This window comes from Arcobacter arenosus, assembly GCF_005771535.1.
Taxonomy (GTDB): domain Bacteria; phylum Campylobacterota; class Campylobacteria; order Campylobacterales; family Arcobacteraceae; genus Halarcobacter; species Halarcobacter arenosus.
On record NZ_VANU01000001.1, the window covers coordinates 238233 to 258853 of the forward strand.

Here is a 20621-nt window from a genome sequence, read left to right on the forward strand (position 1 = left end):
AATGTTTATTTTAAATAAAATATTTTACTTGAATCAAAAAATTATATTTTTATATTTTAAGGCTATAAAAAAATATAAATAAGGGGATTGATAAGATATAATATAAAAAATATAAGGATATATAAAATTATGACACAGATTAAAAAAGATTTATTAGAAGTTGTAGAAAATATGATGATACCAGAAGTAGAAGCGTATTTAGAAGATTTACATACGATTATTGAAAAAAAAGAACAAACTGAAGAAAATATGGAAGAAGTAAGAGATATGGAGTCTTTTCTTGTGGAGTTACAAAATATTATTTATGCTGTAAATGAAGGTAAAATTGATGATGAACAAGCTAAAGAAATTTATGAAAAAATTCAGGGATTGATTAAAGAAAGTCATTCCCATGAGTAAATTCTGAGGAGTTATATACTCCTCTTTTATATTTTGTACTAACGAGGTGAGTACGCTTTCATACTTTTTTGTTGAAAAAAGTATGGCAAAAAACAACCAGACGAATTGTTGAAGGCAGAGCTACCCTACAGTTTGCTAATTTTTTCCTGACCTGCGGAACTCCTTCCTAAAGGTACATTTGGTACCTTTTATCCAATCAAACAGTCCTCGGTCTTTTTCGGAAATAATTAGAAAACTTCCGGATTCAACAAAGTCTGGACTTTTCTAATCTTAGCACATTATTCCCCAACTCCTTACATTTTAAAACCCAATGTTTTATTTACTTTTTAAAGAAGAAATTACGTCTGTAACCGTTACACTGTTCTCATCTTTAATTATTCCATTGTTAGTTTGCCTAAATATACTTTCTATCATAATACGTTTATCATTTTCATTAATAGCATTTCCTTCTTGCATTAATGCAATATATGTATTAATCATTGTAACTCTTTCTTTTGCATCAATTGACAGATGATAACTACTTAAAGCAATTTTCATAAAAATTCGTATTATCCAAATTGCTAAAGAAATTAATAAAATAATAAATCCATAAGCTATAATTTCTTTTATTCCTAAATCTGAGCTTTTTGTATTAATTATTGAACTTAAATATGCATATTTATAAATAGCTAATAAAATAACGAAGATTACAGTTGTAATGATTGTCGTCCACAAATACCATTTATATTTTTCATCAAAAAACTTTACTTGATTTTCCCAAAAACTTTTTGAAGTATTTGTTTCTATTTTACTTAAAATACTTTCTTCTGTATTTTTAAAATTTTCTTCTGCAACTTTTGCTTTTTCATAAATTTCATCAATATTATTTACTTTATCTAATTTCAGTTCCAACTGTTTAATTTGACTAAAAAGTATATCTCCATTTTCTTCAAGTTTTTTAAGTCGTTGCCCTTCAGTAGTAGAATTTTTTAGGTTATCAATAAAACTATTATCTTTTATTTCATTAAATATTGTATTATCAATTAATTTCTCAATAATTAATGGCTCATAAGATTTATATGTTGGTTCTTTATCTTCAAATGCAACTTGCATCAAACTATCTTTTGATACAGACATATCTGTTTTTTCTTCTCCGCTTATAAAAACTAATGATTCATTTCTATTCTTAAATACTTTAAAAACTTTATTTTTAACTTTTGTTTCTAGGATAAGATTTGATTCTTGTGCTGGTAAATTTAATAAATTAATTAATTTATCATATCTCAAAGAAAATTCATCTCTTGAGATATCAATTGTTACTGGATAAAAATTAAATAATTTATTAATTTCATCTACAATATATATTTTTGCTTTAATTATTGTATTTTCTGATTGTAAATATGATAATATTCTACTCAATAATAAATCTAAATCATTTACTTTATCCTGCTCTATTTTTCCAGCTTTTGCCTTATTAAGTAAATAATCTATATAACTAATATATTTATTAATTAATTCTATGTCACCAACGTGCTTTAATAATAAATTAATTATTAAGTGATTAGATAACTTAACTTTTACATTATTTAATGATTCAATAAGTTTTGGATATTGCATGTTTTTCCCTATCTAGATTTAATAATATATTATCTAAATAGTTATTAATGTCTACAAAAGAATAACTTTTTAAACAAAATACTTAGAAGCTTCTTCTTTAAGATTTAAAAATATTTTATCAAAGTCAACTGGATATACTCTTGTATTTCCAATAGATGAGATAAAGTTTGTATCACCTAGCCATCTTGGTAGTACATGATAATGAACATGTTCAGCAATTCCTGCTCCAGCAGCTTTACTAAGATTCATTCCTATATTGACACCTTGTGCATTTAAAACCTCTTTAAGCATCTTTGTAGCTTGTCTAACTCTAATAGACATATCAATCCATGTTTGCTCATCTAAATCTTCAATTTTATCAGTATGAAAATTAGGTATTATCATCATATGCCCAGGAGAATATGGATATTTATTCATCACTACATAACAGTTTTTATCTCGAAATAAAACCCCAAGTTTTTCATCTTTATCAACATTTTTATGTATGTGACAAAATATGCAACCTTCGATTTTTTCCTCTGTTACGTATTCAAATCTCCAAGGAGCATAAAGTCTATCCATTATGGGTTTTCCTATATAAAGTTTGGCGCATCATTTGCAAAAAGTATTAAATCACCAGCCTTTGTTTTTTGAGCAAGAGTATCTTGTAATTTCTCTTTATCTTTTAAAATAAACAGTTTACTATCATCAATATTTGCACTTAATAAATGAGTATTTAAAGAACCTGTAATAATTGCAAAATCAAATTTCTCATTAATCTCATTTGCCAATAAAATATTTGCTTCAGAAGTTGATTCAACAAGTCCAGGGGTTACAATAACCTTTCTTCCTTCATGGTGTGTACAAATATTAATTGCTTCAAGCATACCCTCTAGATTTCCATTAAAACTATCATCAATAATAATTTTACCACCTGCTTCTATTTTTTGAAGTCTATGTTCAACTTGTGGTAAATCTTTTATTGCAATTTTAATCTCATCAATACTCATTCCAAGTTCATATGCAACTAAGATTACAGCTGTTAAATTTATTGCATTAAAACTTCCAAGTATTGGAGCGTGGAAATGTTGTTGTTCACCATTAATTAAAATATCAAACCAGATACCATCTAAATTTGACATTGTAACATTCAAATTATCTGGAAATTTTGTGATAGTGTCATACTCTTTAATAGGAACTGATTCATGTACAAAACCTCTTTTCATTTTAGGACTTTGTAAAATCTCCATTTTTGTATGAATAATATTATCTAAAGTTTTAAAATACTCAATATGTTGTTCTCCAACTGAACCTAAAACACAATATTCTGGCTCTAAAAAAAGTGTAATCTCTGCGATATCACCAGTTTGTCTTGCACCTGCTTCAGCAATATAAATTTGCGTATCTAAAGGTAAATCTCTGTTTACATCTAAAACAATACCAGCTATAGTATTTACTGATCTTGGTGTTTTATAAACCTTATATTTATTTTTAAGTACTTGATATAAATAGTTTTTAATTGATGTTTTTCCATATGAAGCTGTAATTGCTATTGTCTTTAAACATGGTATGGTTTCAAGTCTTTCTTTTGCTTTATGTTTGAAAGATATAAAAAACATTTTTTCTAGAAGTGCAGATATACCATATGCTAAAAACAAAGGAATAAATACTGCTGTTGAATGACAAGCTTCACTTGCTAAACATAATGAGGTTATTGCAAAAGTAGTAAATAACAGTATTGCCAAGAATCTTTTTACTCTGCCTGTTAAAACTAAAGACTTATCAAGCTTTTTATTCCATAAAACAAAGCTTGTCATAAATATTAAATAAAAATAGATTGTAAAATATAGTTCTGGTAAAAGATGAAATAAAACAATTGGTGCCACAAAATAAGTGATATGCCATTGCCATTTATGGTGTTTTAATACAACTCTTTCAATTTTATAATTATACCATTGAAGGTTAGTTATTAGGTACCAACCTAATGCCATAATTAAAATTATATGTGTAAAAATATATAAGTATTCCATTAAATAATTCCGTTTTCTATTTTTTGTGAAATATCATTTGCATGTTTCAAAAAAAAGTAGTGGTCACCTTTATATGAATTAAAACTACTGTTTTGAATCAATGAATGTATTTTTTCCCCAGAAGGAAGAGTTGTTGCTTTATCTTCTTCACCCCAAAAAATCATACCATTTTTTTTATAAGATTTAAAAGAGTTTGTAAAGTCTTCATCAACGACATTTTTAAATGTTGAGTACATAGATTCACTCATTTGATTTACGTCTTTACTTCTAAAAGCTTTTGTTATACCTTTTAAACCTAAGGCATTTAAGATTTTTGAGAATTTTATTTTTAGTTTAACATCTAGTGGCTTTTCTTCTAAGATTCCAGCAGTACTTAGTAAAACAAGATTGTCAGGATTTATCAAAGTTGCTACTTTCCCACCAAAAGAGTGTCCTGCGATAATTTTTTTATTTGAGTTTAATTCTTTTAAAAAAGCATCTACTATTTTGGCATAATCACTTGTTGTAAGGACATAATCATTTGAACTTTTTCCAAAACCAGGCATATCAATATATATATGCCTAAAATCTTTTAAATAAGGACTAAAAGCTTGTTTCATTATCTCTTTATTTGAACCCCAACCATGTAAGACAACAAAGTCGTTTTTTAAAGAGGGGTTTACTAAATCATAAGAGATATCAAATTTTTTATTATCAATATTTATACTCTTTTGAGCCAATTATTTTCCCTTTGATGCTTGTATTTTATTTACATACTCATAGTTAATTGTAATGTTTCTTTGTTTTGGTAAAGAAGAAGCTAAAGATGTGAAAACGGCATTAAAATCTTCAAACAAATAATTTGCCATTGAACCAGGAATAGGATTTATTTCATTTAAATAAACCTCACCTTCATGGATAAATAAATCACATCTTATTAAAGAACCCTCAAAAGTATTATTGTAAATTTTTTTAAATGTCTCTTTTACTTTATTTGCCATTTCATCATCTAAATTGGCTTCAATAGCTTTTGAAGTTCTTGCAAAATCTAAATATTTTTTATCAAAATCTAAAAACTCTGCTTTTTGAGGTTCCTCAATTATAGAGAATACAAACTCCCCATCAATTTTACAACCTGCTAGGTTATACTCTTTTATACCTTGAATAAATGGTTCAATTATAACAGCGTCATCAAACTCAAAGGCAACATCTAAAGCATAGTCTAACTCTTCTTGATTTTTTACAATTGAAACTCCAATTGAACTTCCTAGTGTTACTGGTTTAATTATAACTGGATATTGAACAACTGAAATTTGTGATTTATTAGTATAATATTTATATTGAATAGTTTTTACATCAACACTTGATGCATATCCTTTTGTTAAAAACTTATTGAAAGCTACAGAACAAGCACCCTTTCTAGGTCCAAGATATTGAATATTATTAAACTCTAAAAGTGATGAAACAAGCCCATCTTCACCATCACCACCATGAATAATATTTAAAGCAATATCAAAATCTAATGTTTTTTCACCAAACATTGCTTTTTTTGTAAATGCTCCATTTTTTAAAAGAAGTTTATCACTCTTTTTATATTCACCACTACTAAAAAGTTTTGATTTTATTGTATCTGTTGGTATATGATAAAACTCTCTATTTGTATTTAAAAAAATATATATCAATTCGTGTTTTAAAATATCTTTCATAGCAATTGCAGATACTATTGAAATCTCATGTTCATAAGATTTCCCTCCAAAAATGATAGCTAATTTCAATATATGTCTCCTATAGTTTTATTATTTTTGTAAAAATTTAAGTGCTTCTCTTACTAAGTCACTTGTGTTTGTAGATTTACAGCTTTTAAGTACTTTTGATACTATATCTTTTTTAAACCCTAAAGACTCTAAAGCAAGGGCAGCTTCTATATTATGATTTGAATCAATGTTACCATCATCTTCACCATCAATTATAAATCCTGATAACTCTACTAAGATTCTACTTGCACCTTTTGGACCAATTCCTGGAACTCTTTTTAACATTGAAATATCATTTGTACTAACAATATTTGAAAAAGAGCTAGGAGTAAATGTTGAACAAATAGCTAAAGCTACCTTTGGACCAACACCATTAATTTTTATTACTGTATCAAAAAGTTTTTTTTCATTTGGGTCTAAAAAACCATATAAAGTTTGTGAATCTTCCCTAATAATATGTGTTATAAAAAGTTTGACTTTTGTATCAATAATTTTTGAACTACAGTTAACTGAAACAAAAACTTCATAAATAATTCCACCAACATTTACATTTAATAATGTTGGCTCTTTTTTCTCAATTGTTCCTTCAATACCTACAATCATACAATTCTCTACATCTTTTGAGTTAATTTAATATTTTATTAATAATTATAATAGTACATTATACAGCATATATGCTTAATTCATGGGGATGAGGAAGATGCTAGAATTAATAACAAAAAAAATAAGTAATAAAATTATATTTTCATTACTTATATTAATGACGATTTCAAGTTTGATTGTAACTTACTTTACAACACAGCAAGTAAAAAAAGATTCTATTATTGTCACAAAAGAGAATCTTGAGATGTTAAATACTGCGATGTTTCAAAGTCTTAGAAATGCAATGAATACAGGTGACCCTGCACAAATAATGAAAGCTGAAGATGAAGCAAGAACTATTAAGGGTGTAAAAGTATTAAATATTGCAAAAAGTAAAGCTTTAATTGAAATGTATGCGCCAGGGACAAAGTATACAACAGATAAAGATATTTTAAAATCATTTAAAACAAAAGAGAATCAACTTATTGAAACAACTGAAAATGGTGTACACGATTTAAGAATGATTAAACCTATGGTTGCTACACAAGAATGTTTACTCTGCCATGCTAATCAACAAGAAGGTGATGTTATTGGGGTAATGGACTTAACATTTTCACTTAATGAATCAGATGATAGAATTGCAGATTTAGTAGTTGAAATTTTAATTTTATCTACACTATTTGGATGGATTACTATTGGATTAATTTTTATCATTGTAAAAAGAACTACAAATCCAATTAACAAACTAAAAGAGGGATTCCAAAATCTACTTACATCAAATGATGCAAATATAAAATTAGATGTTGTATCAAAGGATGAAGTTGGAGAGGTTGCTGAATTATTTAATTCATATATGGATAAAGTAAGAGAAGGTTTAAAACAAGACGAAAAAGTAATAGAAGAAGCAAATGATATTTTAGAAAAAACAGGAAATGGTTTCTTTGTTTATAAAGTTGAGTCAAAAGCTGCTAACCCATATGTTGAAGATTTAAAAAATAAACTAAATATTATGATCTCAAATACAAAAGAGACATTAGATAAAATAAATATAACTCTAAGAGAATACTCAAGTTCAAGATTTAATTATAAAATTGATGATAAAGGTATATATGGAGATTTAGGTTCATTAACTGCAGGTATAAAATTAGTAGGGAATAATACTTCAGAGATACTAGCAATGATTATGAATACAGGTGATTCTTTAGATAAAAATACCCATACTCTTTCAAAAGCATCTAATGACTTATCTCAATCATCAAATCAACAAGCGGCATCACTTGAAGAAACAGCTGCGGCATTAGAGCAAATTACAGCTAATATTCAAGGTAATACAAGAGCTTCTGAAGAGATGGCAGAATTAGCTCAAAAAGTTACAAAATCTGCTGAAAGTGGTCAAAGTTTAGCAAACAGAACCGCAAATGCAATGGATGATATTAATACTCAAGTTAGTTCGATAAATGAAGCCATTGAAGTGATTGACCAAATCTCATTCCAAACAAATATTTTATCATTAAATGCTGCAGTTGAAGCTGCAACTGCTGGTGAAGCAGGAAAAGGTTTTGCAGTTGTTGCTCAAGAAGTTAGAAATCTAGCTAGTAGAAGTGCCGAAGCAGCAAAAGAGATTAAAGAGATAGTTGAAAAAGCAACACAAAAAGCTCAAGATGGTAAAAAAATATCTGATGATATGATTTCAGGATATAGTGTGTTAAATGATAATATTAATTCAACTATTGAAAAAATTGAATTTGTAGCAACCTCATCAAAAGAGCAAGAAAGAGGAATTACACAAATTAATGATGCAGTTAATATGCTTGATCAAGCAACTCAACAAAATGCTCAAGTAGCTGATAGAATTTCTAAAATGTCTGCTGAAATTGCACATATGTCTAGTTCTTTAGTAACAGCAGCTTCTAGAGCAGAGTTTTTACAAGAAGCAAGAGATGAAGTTTGTAATATTGATTTAGTATATGATACAGCAAGTTTAAAAGTTGGAATATTATCTTTAAAAGATAAAGTCTATTCTAACCTTGGTTCATATTCACAATATCAAATTGAAAGAAAAGATACAATAGGAGCTTGGATTGACAATTATGTAAAAATCAATCCAAATGCAAATCATCAATCTATTGAGGAATTAAAGAAATTAAATCAAAATTTAACAATAAAATTACAAAACCTAATTGATGTTAATGCACAAAAACAAGACAACTCAATAATTAATGAAAAAGCTAAAGAGGTAGAAATAGAATCATTAAGAATTTTTGGAAACCTTAACCATCTTAAAAAAGATGTATGTAAAAGATAAAAAGGAGACTCCTTTTTATCTTTAAGAATTCATACTTTTAATTAGAGCATCAAGTTCATCTTGAGACATAAACTCATTACAATCTTCACTTGAAATAGTTTTAGCAGAATTAGATATATTATACTCACTAGAATCTATATTATTTTTTTCACAAACATAATTTACAACTCTTTCTATTTTTTGTCTATGCAAATCTTGGTGTTGAAGAAGACCTAATGAATTTGAAATATTATCTTGAATTTTATTCTTATCATGTGCGGGAATATCAAAGTTTTCAATTTTTAAATTTAACTCTTCTAAGTTTTCATATATTGAAACTGAATTTACTTCAGATTCTTTTATAACATCACATAACTCTTTTATCAACTCTTTATAAGTCATTATTTAACCCTTTTTTTCATTCATTGAAAAAGTTTAACCTAAATTAACTTAAAAATAATAAAGTAAAATATCTATTTATAGCTTCTTTTTTTAATGAATAATTTCTGCAATAAACTCAGTTGCATAAGAACCTTTTGGTAAATAAAATTGTAATTCCATCCAGTTTTTATCCTCTTTATAGTTTGATTCAATTTCTGTAGGGAAAATCCAAGCAAATCTTCTTGCTCCATCTTCTTTCATCTCTTTATCAAACTCTTTTTCTATTGTTTGGGCTAAATCTTCTGATTTTTTCACCCTTCTTCCACAAAGTAAACCAGTTGGAACTCTATCAAATTTTGAAAATTTACTAGCTTCTTCTTCTATGTTTTCAACGTAAAAAATTCTTCCATAAGGGTAATGACTCATTAAATCACCTAAAAGAATTTTAAATGGATGCTCTTGAGATTTCATAAGTTTTACTACATCTAATGGTAATTGTAATTTTTCATATATCTCTTTTGGTTCAAAGGCCTCAATTAATTTTGAAATCTCTATTCTTTTTGATAACCAAGAATTAAAAAGATAACTTTGATAAGCATTTATATACATCTGCTTTAGTTTTCTATTTTTTTCTTTTAACTCACCATTTATAATAGCTTCACCTTTTTTATAATTATCCCCTTCAATTCCAAATCTTTGAAAACCGAAATAATTTGGCATACCATATTTAGCAATACTTGCAACCGCCTCTTCAATTTTTTTTGCATCTAAAGGTGTAACTCTTTTTAGTCTAATAAAAAATTTATTTCCTTTTAAATGCCCCACTCTAACTTTATTGTTATGATAAGTTCTTTCTAAAATTTTAATATTATCATGTGCAAATTTTTCTATATTTGCTTCACATTGTTTTGGAACTGAGATATGTTGCACTGTCATTGCATTTTTATCTTTTAAACCAGCATACCCAATATCCCTACTTTTACACCCAAGTTGCTCTGAAAAAATTTGAACTGCATCCCATGTCGTTAAATCTTTTTTTCTAAACTTTATAATTATATGGTCACCTTCACCTGAAAACTCATATAATGGAACTTCTGTAACAACAAAGTCTTCTTTACTTTGTTTAAAATGAACATCAATTTTTGAATGATTTAAATACCTTTGTAAATTTTTCAAATTATATTTTCCTTTTTAAAAATGGTGATTTTTACAATCACATCTAAATTTGCCTTTATTGGCTTTTGCAAAAATGTTTAAAATTACATCATGCTTTTTTGCTATCTCTTCGATTTTATTAATATTTTTAGGTGAAAAAGAGAATAAAAGTTCATATTCTTCACCTGAACAAGCTATTTCTGGTGAAATATCATCAAAAAACTTGAAACCAACTTTACTTTGTTTAGACATTCTTTCAAGTTCAAAAAATAAACCATCAGAAATATCCATTGCAGCATTTACATATTTTGAAACTTCATAAAAGAAATCTGCTTTTAATTTAGGCTCATAAAACTTTGATTTTTTTGAAATTTTCTTTCCAGCTAAAAGTTTTTCTAAGTCCTTTTTACAAGTACCTAAATCTCCCGTATAGCAAATTAAATCATCTTTTTTAATTCCACTTCTTAATTTTGCATCATTTGTTTTTGAAATAATAGTAACACTAATATCAAGCTTTATATTTGAGATGGTATCTCCACCAATTATCTCTATCCCATACTCTTCTGCAACTTCCAAAAAACCTTGAGACAATTCTTTTATATCTTTTTTAGAGTATTCTTTAGGAATTGCAACTGTAAGAAGTGCATATTTTGGAACTGCATTCATAGCAATGGCATCTGAAATATTTACTAACATTGCTTTTCTTGCAATTTGCTTTAAACTAAACCAGTTTTTTTTAAAATGAACATCTTCAAAAAAAGCATCATTGCTGTATACAATATTATCAACTAAAGCACCATCATCTCCTATAAAAGATGAGTTCTTATCAAATTGTTTTATAAAATAATCTTCTTTATTCATTGGGGAATGTTATCATAATGAAGCTTTTATTTCTGATATTTTTCTTAAAAACAATTTTAATAAAATAATTATCTTATTAATTCAAGATTTTTCGGTATAATGCACGCAATTTTATTAAGGAGAAATATATGCCAAAAATTAACAAATATGTTGACATCGATACTGTTGAGAGAGAAGCAAAAAAAGACTTAATTGATAGACACTCGCCATTTATTCACTGTGCTGAAACTGCAAAAAAAGGTGAACCATTTGAAGTAACTGTAAAAATGGGTAATGAATATACTCACCCAGATGATTTTGATCACTATATTGAGTCTGTAACACTATTTAATGGTGATACTCAGTTAGCAAAAGCATCATATGTTCCAGGAACATTAGGAAATGTTAAAGCTCATAACACTACAACATTTACAATTATTCCAACTGGTAAAAAATTAAATTTAGTTGCTCATGGTTACTGTACAAAACATGGTATCTGGGAATCTACTCCAGTAGAAGTTTCTGTAGCTGAATAATCTATTTTTTTAATCTTAAAATACGAAAAGCTCTAAGATTTATTTTAGAGCTTTCCATTAACTAAAATTATTTTATAATTTACTTTTTATTTACTTTTATATATTATTATGTTATTAATTTAACTTAAGGTTTCAGGTATGAAATATTTATTAATGACCCTGTTTTTTTTTATTTTATTGGTATTAACTTTTTATATTCCATTATTTTGGATGATAACTACAATAATTGTATCATTAGTGATAATTGAAATTTATTATAATAAAAAAAGTGAAAAGATTTTAATGTGTGAAAAGTAAAAGATAAAGTAATACTTTACCTCTTACTTTTTATATGATACTTTCTCAAAAGAACAACAATAGTCAACCAAAGATGTAACTTTTAATTTATACTTTGAGTTTTGTGAAATTTCAATACTTGCAGGTGCAGTATACTCAACCCAATCTTCAGCTGGTAACATAACTTCAAGTGAACCAGAATTAATATCTATAGTAGATTTATTAACTGTATTTAACTCATACTCACCAGGTAACATAATTCCTAATGTTTTTTTACTTCCATCTTCAAAAGTGATACCTCTACTCGTAATATTTCCGTTATAAAGAATACTAGCTTCCTTGGCAATAGAAACGTTTCTAAAATCCATTTATTTTCCCTTTTAAAATGTTTGAATTATTTTAGCATAAAATTTATTTGAAGCAAGTTTCTATTTTAGATTTGATATAATTTTTTTAAATTATTTATAGAAAGTGTTATGCAAGGGTACATTATAGACATAAAATCGGTTAAAGATGATGATTTAATCGTTTCAATTTTGAGTGAAAATCATTTATTTACAACTTATAGATTTTATGGGGCAAGACACTCTAATATAAATATTGGTTATAAGATTGATTTCGAACTAGAATCAAATTTAAAAAGTACTATTCCACGACTAAAAGATGTTATACAATTAGGCTTTGAATGGATATTTGACAATGAAAAGCTATATTGTTGGCAAAGATTTATAAAACTTTTTTATCCTCACTTAAAAGACGTTGAAGAAATTGATATCTTTTATTTTAAACTATTAGACAAATTATCCCATCAAATGATAAAACAAAACCCAAAAAGAGCCATTTGTAAAAACTATTTAAAACTTTTAGAATATGAGGGTAGACTTCATACTGAATTAAATTGTTTTTTATGTGAAAAAGATATAAAAAAAGATATTTCACTTGTAAGAAGCTTCATGCCCGTACACTCTTCTTGTGCTTATAGTAGAAAATTCAAGATAAAAAAAATACGAGAACTTTTTAATGATATGACAACAATCTCCTTTGAAGATGAAGAGATAGATTATTTATGGAACATAATACTTCAAGGTTTGTAAGTTTTAAAGTTATATAATAAATTATCTTTTTTTTAGGATTCCCAATGTTTATAATTAAAAAAAGCACTGCTTCAGAATTTTTAGATGTTGATTTAGAAGATTTTGTTGTTACAAGTTTACTTTCAAAGTATGATATAAAAACTAATACTACTTTCCTAGATAATGTAAATGATGATTATAATGCCTTAATAAATTATATTAATGAATTATATATTGATAATGAAAAAATTCCTAATGATATTGCCCATGAGATTACTTCAAATATTAATTTCAAAAAATATTTACTTTCATATATTCAAAATAAAATGAAAAATATCCTTGATGACAGTACAACAATAGTTTTTAAAGAGATTATAATCATTATAAATTTGTTATCAATGGGAAAAAAGTTTGAAATCTTCGAAAGCTATAATTTTTATAACATGGAAATTCTTGGGAATTTATTTAGAGAATATGAAAAAGTGCTGAAAGATTTAAAAGACAAAGAGGATGAAGAAAATTTTGATTTAACATTTGAGTTGTATACAATTTTAATAGAAGTAATCAATGAATTATGTACCATAAACTCAATTGATATTTTAAGAAAAAAGACTATTAACCCTTTAGTTAATGTTATTAGTGAAACAATTAATATAGTAAAATTTAATCTAAATCTTGATGAAGATAAAATAAATACTTTAAACAATATTTTAGGAAAACTTTTATTTTATTATTCTCACATCCCTTATATTGATACCTCAAATAAAAATTGTGAATATCTAATAGAAGAATTTACTTTTAATTTTGAAAAAATTTATGAAGGGTATGATTTATCAAAAAATACAAACTTTGCAAATGATGCAAATTGTGATGAATACTATTATATTTTTCTAAACTCTTCAACTACTCTGTTATTAAATCTTTTATATAAACTTGAATTAACATATGAAGAGAATAGTTATAATAGTGTTGAAAAGTTTAAAGAAATCATCAACTTATATAAACAAATAATTATCCATAAAAATGTCCCTGTATTTAATAGTTTAAATAGTTTTAAAGAAGAGCTTTTATCAAACTACAGCTATATCTATTTTAAAGATTATGAAACAAAAAATTATGAAGATATTATAAATGAATTTATAGAAAATTGTGACTTTAACAGTTCAAACATGCATATTATATATTCTTTAATACTATATTCATCAAATATTGATGATGATAAAATGTTTAAAATTTTAGAAATCCTTCTTGATTTTGAAAAGTTTAAAAATGACTATCATGAGTTTTATAAATTAAATATTTGTGATGTTATTATAAATAAATTCATCAATCAAAAATCAGATAAATTGGATTCAGAGATTATTAAAAAAATAATTGATTATATTGAAGAGAATAAAATTGCATCACATCTTATGTCAATTTATTCAAAACTATATTTATCTTTATCACTATATTTTTCTTATTATTATGATTACGATTCTATCAAAAATTCATCTTTATACTATTTTTATTATATAAGTATAAATGGAAAAGATTTATTGGAAAATGAATATGCAAAATTAAATAAAGATATTCTTTATAATCATGGAAAATCAAATATACAAAGAATGAATCTTGAAGGTGTTTTTATTTCAGATTCAAAGTATGTTGAGATTGGTCAAAAATTGATGAATGAATACTTTAAACAAGAAGAGATTAATCTAAAATATCAAATCAATCAAGATCTTTCAAATATTGTTACAAAGATTTTTAATGATGAGGGTTTAAATAACCAACTTTTAAATACATATATTGAGCAATTTATCTCAAAAGATATCTTTTATGGACTTACATTTGTTGCTGTGGAGGGTTTATGTGAAAAAGATTGTATTCTGATAGATTTAGGTTATGAACGTTTAGAGATTCCATTAATTGAAGGATATAAACTAAAAATAGCTTATTCAAAAGTATATAAACATATTTTTGAAAATATTTATCAAAAAAACAAAGACTATATTAAACAAAACATTATAAATTTGATAATTAGTTACATAAAAAGTATCCCTATATATCAAGATACAGTAACAACTCTTTATAATAAAAATAAACTACAGGCTGAACTTTTACAAAAAGATGAAAATGAAGAGTTTATTTTAGTAGAGATTTATATCAATGACTTTATAGAGTTAAATAGTAAATTTCACTACAAAAAGGTTAATCAATTTTTTAAAGATTATGTACTAAAAATAAATGAGTTCATACCTTTATATAGATTTTATGGTCCTAGAATTGCCTTTATTTTAAATAAAAATGAAGACTATAAACAATATATAGAAAAAATAAAAGAGTTAAATTTTATTACTAAAGATGGAGAGATAAAACCAAATTTAACAATTTCTGTATCATGGGGTTATAAAGATAATATTATAGAGAAATCATTGCATTCTTTAGATCTTGCAATGAGTAATGAAGATAGATATAATGAGTTTAAATAATTAAGACAATATTGTCTTAATTATTCATCTAATAATCTGTCTTGAATTTTTTCAATTGCCTTTTCTAGGCTTTTAACATCAAAATTATATTCTTTTGCTTTTTCAATACCTTTTTCAATATTTTCATCACTAAAGGCATCTGTTACATTACAAATTATTTTAATCACTTCAAGAATTTGACTTCTTTCTAAGTATTCAGCTGGACATTTTTCAATATCATCAACATATTCAATTACATTAATAAGATTTTCACTTAATTTCCAATGCTTAAATATTTTTGCAGTAATTTCAGAAGTAGTCATACCAATAATCTCTTTTTCTAGAGAAGCAACATCTTTACCACTTTTTATTGCAATATTAAATTCTTCAGTTTTACCTTCATTTTCAATAACATCAGCCAAAATAAATTTACCTGCTTCTTGTAATAAAGCTGGCAAAATTAATTCTTCTTTTAAATCAAATGATACTTTAGAAAGCCAAGTTGAAGTAAGAGTAGTTGCAAGATTTGAAGCTCTCATAAAGTCATCACTATTAATTCCATATGCCGATAAATTTGTTTTTAAAAGATTTTGAACTGTTCCACCAATTGCAATAGAAATAGTGAAATTAATCCCTAAAAGGTTAATAGCCTTACTTGCTGTTTCAACTTTACTTCTAAATCCAAACATAGCTGAATTTGAAACTTTTAATAAAGTAGAAACAATAAGAGCATCTTTTTCTACAATTTTTAATAGTTCAAAAGATTCTTTATCAGGCTTTTGCCTAAATTCTTCAATTTCAATTATTGTCTTAGGTAATGGAGGTAAAGACTCGATTTTTTCAATAATATAATCACTCACAATGTACTCCTCTATGAAATTAGATAAATTATAACAAAATTTTAATTAAGTGTTAAACCTAAAATGCATTACATCGCCATCCTGAACAATGTAATCTTTACCCTCAAGTCTTAGTTTACCTGCTTCTTTACATTTTGCTTCTCCACCTAGAGTAACAAAATCATTGTAAGAAATAACTTCTGCTTTAATAAAACCTTTTTCAAAATCGTTATGAATAACAGCAGCTGCTTGTGGAGCTTTTGTATTTTTTCTAATAGTCCATGCTCTAACTTCAATTTTTCCAGCAGTAAAATATGATTGTAAACCTAATTTATCAAAAGCTTTATGAATGATTTGCTCAAGTCCAGACTCTTCAACACCTAAATCAGTTAATAATTCTTTTGCTTCGTCATCATCCATACCAACTAATTCTTCTTCAATTTTCGCACAAAGTGTAATCACATCTGCATTTACAGAAGCTGCATGTTCTTTAAGTCTCTCAACATATTCATTTGTACCATCCATTAAAGAATCTTCATCCATATTTGCACCATAGATTACATCTTTATTTGATAAAAATCTTAACTCTTTGTCCATTTGTAAAAATAATTCATTCTCTTTATCTTCAAACGTTTTAACTGGCTGTAATTCTTCTAAATGTTTCATCAATGCTTCTGCTACAACTAACATAGCCGCTGCTTCTTTTGAACCTTTAGATTGTTTTTTAAGCTTTTCAATTTTCTTTTCGCATTGAGTTATATCTGCATAGATTAGTTCTGTTTCAATAATTTCAATATCTCTAATTGGATCAACATCACCTTCTACGTGAGTAACATTTCCATCATCAAAACATCTAACCATATGTAAAATCACTTCTACTTCTCTAATATTAGATAAAAATTGATTCCCTAGTCCTTCACCCTTTGAAGCACCTCTTACTAATCCTGCAATATCAACAAAATCTATTGTTGAGTATTGAATTTTATTAGGAATAACAATTTTTGCTAATTCATCTAATCTTTTATCAGGAACTGGAACAACTGCTTTATTTGGTTCAATTGTACAAAAAGGATAGTTTTGTGCCTCTGCATTTTGTGCTTTTGTTAAAGCATTAAAAGTTGTTGATTTTCCTACGTTTGGTAATCCTACGATTCCTACACCTAAACCCATTTATGACCTTTATTTATATTTTAATTCGCGATTATACTGAAAATTGATTTAAAAGCACCCTAATGACTTAAAATATAACCACTTCCATAAATACTTTGAATAATGTCAACAGGCAATTTTTTTCTTAATCTTTTTACTAAATTCCTAATACTAGCATCATTAATTTCAGTTTCATTGTCCCATACATACTTTGAAATTTCATTAGGATTTATAATCTCATTTTTATTATTTAATAAAAGTTCAAAAAGTATTCTTTCATTTCTTGTTAAATCAATCATTTTATTTTTATGAAAAAATAACCTTTTTGAACAATCCCAATAAGTTGTTTTTGCAAAATGAATAAATTGATTATTCGGAGCATTTTCTTTAACTTTCTTTATAGAGTTTTCTAATACACTTTTAAATTTATTTCTATCAACGGGCTTAGTTAAATATTCCACTAAATTTAATTTTATAGCCTCAAATAAAAACTCTTTATCAGAATGAGCACTAAGTATAACTATAGGTATATTACTATCATTTTCTCTAATTTTTTTTGCAAGTTCTAAACCATTCATATTTGGCATATTAATATCAAGCAAAAGTACATTTGGCTTTTTATCTCTATAAATATCAAAGGCTTCTAAACCATCATTAGCCTCATATATATAATCAAAATAATTTTCTAGATACAATACATAGTTCTCTCTAACGTCTTTATTGTCTTCTGCATACAGAATTGAATAATTTTTACTCATTTTATCTCCGTTTAAATTATAATTTTGAATTTTGTTCCATCTTTTTTTTGTTCAACACTTAACGTACCATTCATAGAATTTTCTATAATCATTTTAGCCATATAAAGACCAGTTCCTGTCCCTTTATTTTTATATTTTGTTGTAAAATAAGGTTCAAAAATTCTATCAATTAACTTATCATCTATCCCTCCGGCATTATCTTCTATTGTAAGCATATTATCAATACAAATATCTATTCTTCGGTCTTTAATCCCATTTAAAATAAAAGCATCCTTCGAATTATGCAATATGGCAATTACTGTTTGAATATATTCACCTTTATAACCATTGATCTTTTTATCATTTAAAATTTTTGTGTTTATTTGGATATTAGATTTTTCATAATCAAATTTTATTATTCTTAACACATGCTCTATAGTTTTAGATAAAATAAACTCTTTCTTTTCTTTTGAGGGGTAAAAAAATGTTCTAAAACTATCAATAGTATCAGACATATATTTTGTTTGTGACTCAATTTGAGTAAGTGTATTTTCTAGTTTTTTATCTTCAATTTTATATTTGGAAAATATAGAATCAATTACTGCAACATTTGAATTTATTACATTTAAAGGTTCTCTCCATTGATGGGCAATGTTATTTAACATCTCTCCCATACTAGCAAGCTTCATTTGCTGAAAAAGGATTTTATCTTTTTCTCTATTTTTTTTTACTTCTTCATTAACTTTTATTTTAAGTTGTTTATTTGATTTATGTAAAACATATTGTTTATAAAAAAAAGCCAAAATGATTATAAAGATAATAAAAAAGATATTAATTAAATACTCTTTTTTTATTATTGTTTCTTCTTTAACATAAGCCCATTTATTTTTAATATCTCTTTTTTCTCTATCACTGAAACTTAAAATTGCTTTATTTAAAATTGAATGTAAAATATAATCATCTTTTACAACACCTATACTTCCATCTTTTAAGTCACTTAATCTTTTCATAATCTTTAATTCATGGGTAAAATATTTTTGTATATTGTATGAGATGATATCTGAAACACCTAAAAAGCCATAAATTTCATCTTTTCTTATTAGTTCCAATGCATTTTCAACTGTTCCATTAATCTCTACAAAATTAAGGTTTGGAAATCTTTTTTTAATAAGAGTATTAATTTTTTCTGTATCTTTTAATAAACCTAAATGTTTATCTTCTAATTGAGAAATATCTAATAAATATGGTTGACTAATTTTTGTGGCTAATACTAAGTATCCATTATAGTAAGGTACTGTTGGTTTTAAAAAGCTATAAGCATTTGGGTCAGTTAAAATTAAAGGTTTTAAATCCACCTTTTTCTTTTTTAGTAAAGTGTCACACTCTTCTGGCGTTAAAGTTAGAATCCCTTGGATTTTTTTATTGATTTTTTTTTCAATCATCTTAAAAAAATCTATAGAAATACCTTTAAATTCCCCATTTTTATAAAAAACCATAGGTTCAATGCCTTTACTTACACAAAAAGTAATCTTATCTTTTTTTTCTAAATATTCTATTTCTTTTTTATTAAAAACTATTGACTTATCATCTATAAAAAATCTTTCATTTGACAAGAAGTCTATATGAAGATTATTTATATCTTTTAAGGTAAGTTTTTTATCAATTAAAAAATAGCTGCTAATAATCTGATTAATTTTTGTAAAATTAAACTTTCCAAAAGTTCCATCATTGATACCAGATAATTCTTTTAAACTATTTGCCTCAAATAGGTATTTACTATAACTAAATCCTTGAGTATTGTATTTTTCTAAAATTAACTTTATTGTTTCATCTATGTGAGTAAAAGCGTATTGCCAACCTTTCATAGTTGCATTAAAAAAAGATTTCACTCTTTTAGGGTTATTTTTTTCATTTTTTATTGAAGTAAAGAGAATATCTCCATAAAAATTCATTCCTAAAGAGGAGCTTTTTAAATACTCATACTCAATCCCCTCTTCTTTTAATCTATAAGGTTCATTTGATATATAAGCATTAAAAATATCAACCTTTTTATTTATTAAATCCTGAACATCATATGAGCTGGGAATCACTTTTATATTTTTTTCATTTATATTAAATTTATTTAAAAACAATTTTGCAAAGGCATTCTCTTTATTATTTAAATCTAACATTATTCTTTTATTTTTAAAATCATTAACGGATTTTATATTTGAACTTTTCAAAAATAAGAAAGTAAAAGGAGTTTCTTGTAAAATAGGCATGATTAATGATAGTTTTTCACCATGCATTACTGAATTAATTAATGATGAATCAGAGATACCAAAAGAGTTTTCTTCATTCAAAATTTTATCAATATTAATAGGATTATTAGAGCTTGGTTCAATAATATTAACATCTAGTCCTTCTTCTTCAAAAAACCCTTTCTCTTTTGCAATATAAAATCCTGCAAATTGAAATTGATGTTTCCATTTTAAGTAAAGATTTACTTTATCTAAATTTTTAGAAAATGATAAAGTTGTTAAAACTATTAATATAACTATATACTTCATTGTACATATTATATCACAAATAATTTAATA

Annotated in this window: 19 protein-coding genes; 5 read left to right on the plus strand and 14 right to left on the minus strand. The window is 25.7% G+C overall.

Annotated features, from left to right (window positions below):
- The first annotated feature begins 129 nt into the window (after positions 1 to 129).
- Positions 130 to 399, plus strand: coding sequence for a hypothetical protein (locus tag FDK22_RS01275; RefSeq protein ID WP_138150964.1), 270 nt, complete (start codon positions 130 to 132; stop codon positions 397 to 399).
- A gap of 315 nt (positions 400 to 714) precedes the next feature.
- Here the strand turns inward: FDK22_RS01275 and FDK22_RS01280 are convergent, their stop codons facing one another.
- The 6 genes from FDK22_RS01280 to ruvA form a co-directional block, all read right to left on the minus strand.
- Positions 715 to 1995, minus strand: coding sequence for a DUF6161 domain-containing protein (locus tag FDK22_RS01280; RefSeq protein ID WP_138150965.1), 1281 nt, complete (start codon positions 1993 to 1995; stop codon positions 715 to 717).
- A gap of 69 nt (positions 1996 to 2064) precedes the next feature.
- The gene (locus FDK22_RS01285) at positions 2065 to 2556 is read right to left on the minus strand and encodes an HIT family protein (RefSeq protein WP_138150967.1); all 492 of its coding nucleotides are present in this window, start codon (positions 2554 to 2556) and stop codon (positions 2065 to 2067) included.
- 11 nt (positions 2557 to 2567) lie between these two features.
- The gene (locus FDK22_RS01290; RefSeq protein WP_138150968.1) at positions 2568 to 4004 is read right to left on the minus strand and encodes a Mur ligase family protein; all 1437 of its coding nucleotides are present in this window, start codon (positions 4002 to 4004) and stop codon (positions 2568 to 2570) included.
- Positions 4004 to 4723: an alpha/beta fold hydrolase gene (locus FDK22_RS01295; protein ID WP_138150970.1), complete on the minus strand. Its 720-nt coding sequence runs from the start codon at positions 4721 to 4723 to the stop codon at positions 4004 to 4006. The genes FDK22_RS01290 and FDK22_RS01295 overlap by 1 nt, the downstream gene beginning before the upstream one ends.
- Positions 4724 to 5758: a D-alanine--D-alanine ligase gene (locus FDK22_RS01300; RefSeq protein WP_138150971.1), complete on the minus strand. Its 1035-nt coding sequence runs from the start codon at positions 5756 to 5758 to the stop codon at positions 4724 to 4726.
- 21 nt (positions 5759 to 5779) lie between these two features.
- Positions 5780 to 6340: a Holliday junction branch migration protein RuvA gene (gene ruvA, locus FDK22_RS01305; protein ID WP_138150972.1), complete on the minus strand. Its 561-nt coding sequence runs from the start codon at positions 6338 to 6340 to the stop codon at positions 5780 to 5782.
- Positions 6341 to 6437: 97 nt separating this feature from the next.
- Here ruvA and FDK22_RS01310 point away from each other — a divergent pair, with 97 nt between their 5' ends.
- The gene (locus tag FDK22_RS01310) at positions 6438 to 8624 is read left to right on the plus strand and encodes a methyl-accepting chemotaxis protein (RefSeq protein WP_138150974.1); all 2187 of its coding nucleotides are present in this window, start codon (positions 6438 to 6440) and stop codon (positions 8622 to 8624) included.
- Positions 8625 to 8645: 21 nt separating this feature from the next.
- Here FDK22_RS01310 and FDK22_RS01315 read toward each other — a convergent pair whose 3' ends face one another.
- From FDK22_RS01315 to FDK22_RS01325, 3 genes are all read right to left on the minus strand, one after another.
- Positions 8646 to 9005 (minus strand): hypothetical protein, encoded by a 360-nt coding sequence (locus FDK22_RS01315; protein ID WP_138150975.1) that lies wholly within the window; start codon positions 9003 to 9005, stop codon positions 8646 to 8648.
- A 90-nt stretch (positions 9006 to 9095) separates the two neighbouring features.
- Positions 9096 to 10160 (minus strand): tRNA pseudouridine(13) synthase TruD, encoded by a 1065-nt coding sequence (gene truD, locus FDK22_RS01320; protein ID WP_138150976.1) that lies wholly within the window; start codon positions 10158 to 10160, stop codon positions 9096 to 9098.
- Between the two features lie 15 nt (positions 10161 to 10175).
- Positions 10176 to 11000: a thiamine-phosphate kinase gene (locus tag FDK22_RS01325; protein ID WP_138150978.1), complete on the minus strand. Its 825-nt coding sequence runs from the start codon at positions 10998 to 11000 to the stop codon at positions 10176 to 10178.
- Positions 11001 to 11128: 128 nt separating this feature from the next.
- Here FDK22_RS01325 and FDK22_RS01330 point away from each other — a divergent pair, with 128 nt between their 5' ends.
- Positions 11129 to 11515 (plus strand): class II SORL domain-containing protein, encoded by a 387-nt coding sequence (locus tag FDK22_RS01330; RefSeq protein WP_138150980.1) that lies wholly within the window; start codon positions 11129 to 11131, stop codon positions 11513 to 11515.
- Positions 11516 to 11835: 320 nt separating this feature from the next.
- Here FDK22_RS01330 and ppnP read toward each other — a convergent pair whose 3' ends face one another.
- Entirely contained in the window at positions 11836 to 12159 is a 324-nt protein-coding gene (gene ppnP / locus FDK22_RS01335; protein ID WP_138150982.1) for a pyrimidine/purine nucleoside phosphorylase, read from the minus strand.
- 108 nt (positions 12160 to 12267) lie between these two features.
- Between ppnP and recO the strand changes: the two genes are divergently transcribed.
- Both recO and FDK22_RS01345 read left to right on the plus strand, forming a co-directional pair.
- Positions 12268 to 12885, plus strand: a complete 618-nt coding sequence (recO, locus tag FDK22_RS01340; RefSeq protein ID WP_138150984.1) for a recombination protein RecO — start codon at positions 12268 to 12270, stop codon at positions 12883 to 12885.
- A gap of 44 nt (positions 12886 to 12929) precedes the next feature.
- Positions 12930 to 15338 (plus strand): hypothetical protein, encoded by a 2409-nt coding sequence (locus FDK22_RS01345; protein ID WP_138150986.1) that lies wholly within the window; start codon positions 12930 to 12932, stop codon positions 15336 to 15338.
- 20 nt (positions 15339 to 15358) lie between these two features.
- Here the strand turns inward: FDK22_RS01345 and FDK22_RS01350 are convergent, their stop codons facing one another.
- From FDK22_RS01350 to FDK22_RS01365, 4 genes are read right to left on the minus strand one after another with little or no spacing between them, the layout of a single operon-like run.
- Positions 15359 to 16177 (minus strand): HDOD domain-containing protein, encoded by an 819-nt coding sequence (locus FDK22_RS01350; protein ID WP_228711608.1) that lies wholly within the window; start codon positions 16175 to 16177, stop codon positions 15359 to 15361.
- 45 nt (positions 16178 to 16222) lie between these two features.
- Complete coding sequence (gene ychF, locus FDK22_RS01355; RefSeq protein ID WP_138150990.1) at positions 16223 to 17326, minus strand: redox-regulated ATPase YchF; 1104 nt, start codon at positions 17324 to 17326, stop codon at positions 16223 to 16225.
- Between the two features lie 59 nt (positions 17327 to 17385).
- Positions 17386 to 18063 carry a response regulator transcription factor gene (locus FDK22_RS01360; RefSeq protein WP_138150992.1) on the minus strand — a complete coding sequence of 226 codons (678 nt, stop codon included), beginning with the start codon at positions 18061 to 18063 and terminating at the stop codon, positions 17386 to 17388.
- 11 nt (positions 18064 to 18074) lie between these two features.
- Entirely contained in the window at positions 18075 to 20591 is a 2517-nt protein-coding gene (locus FDK22_RS01365) for an ABC transporter substrate-binding protein (RefSeq protein ID WP_138150994.1), read from the minus strand.
- Positions 20592 to 20621: the final 30 nt, after the last annotated feature.

Coding starts and splice junctions, on each gene's coding strand:
- FDK22_RS01330 (WP_138150980.1), top strand. CDS start 11,129: ATGCCAAAAATTAACAAATATGTTGACATCGATACTGTTGAGAGAGAA.
- FDK22_RS01290 (WP_138150968.1), bottom strand. CDS start 4,004: ATGGAATACTTATATATTTTTACACATATAATTTTAATTATGGCATTA.
- FDK22_RS01275 (WP_138150964.1), top strand. CDS start 130: ATGACACAGATTAAAAAAGATTTATTAGAAGTTGTAGAAAATATGATG.
- FDK22_RS01345 (WP_138150986.1), top strand. CDS start 12,930: ATGTTTATAATTAAAAAAAGCACTGCTTCAGAATTTTTAGATGTTGAT.
- recO (WP_138150984.1), top strand. CDS start 12,268: ATGCAAGGGTACATTATAGACATAAAATCGGTTAAAGATGATGATTTA.
- FDK22_RS01360 (WP_138150992.1), bottom strand. CDS start 18,063: ATGAGTAAAAATTATTCAATTCTGTATGCAGAAGACAATAAAGACGTT.
- ppnP (WP_138150982.1), bottom strand. CDS start 12,159: ATGGATTTTAGAAACGTTTCTATTGCCAAGGAAGCTAGTATTCTTTAT.
- ychF (WP_138150990.1), bottom strand. CDS start 17,326: ATGGGTTTAGGTGTAGGAATCGTAGGATTACCAAACGTAGGAAAATCA.
- FDK22_RS01280 (WP_138150965.1), bottom strand. CDS start 1,995: ATGCAATATCCAAAACTTATTGAATCATTAAATAATGTAAAAGTTAAG.
- FDK22_RS01325 (WP_138150978.1), bottom strand. CDS start 11,000: ATGAATAAAGAAGATTATTTTATAAAACAATTTGATAAGAACTCATCT.
- ruvA (WP_138150972.1), bottom strand. CDS start 6,340: ATGATTGTAGGTATTGAAGGAACAATTGAGAAAAAAGAGCCAACATTA.
- FDK22_RS01315 (WP_138150975.1), bottom strand. CDS start 9,005: ATGACTTATAAAGAGTTGATAAAAGAGTTATGTGATGTTATAAAAGAA.
- FDK22_RS01285 (WP_138150967.1), bottom strand. CDS start 2,556: ATGGATAGACTTTATGCTCCTTGGAGATTTGAATACGTAACAGAGGAA.
- FDK22_RS01365 (WP_138150994.1), bottom strand. CDS start 20,591: ATGAAGTATATAGTTATATTAATAGTTTTAACAACTTTATCATTTTCT.
- FDK22_RS01310 (WP_138150974.1), top strand. CDS start 6,438: ATGCTAGAATTAATAACAAAAAAAATAAGTAATAAAATTATATTTTCA.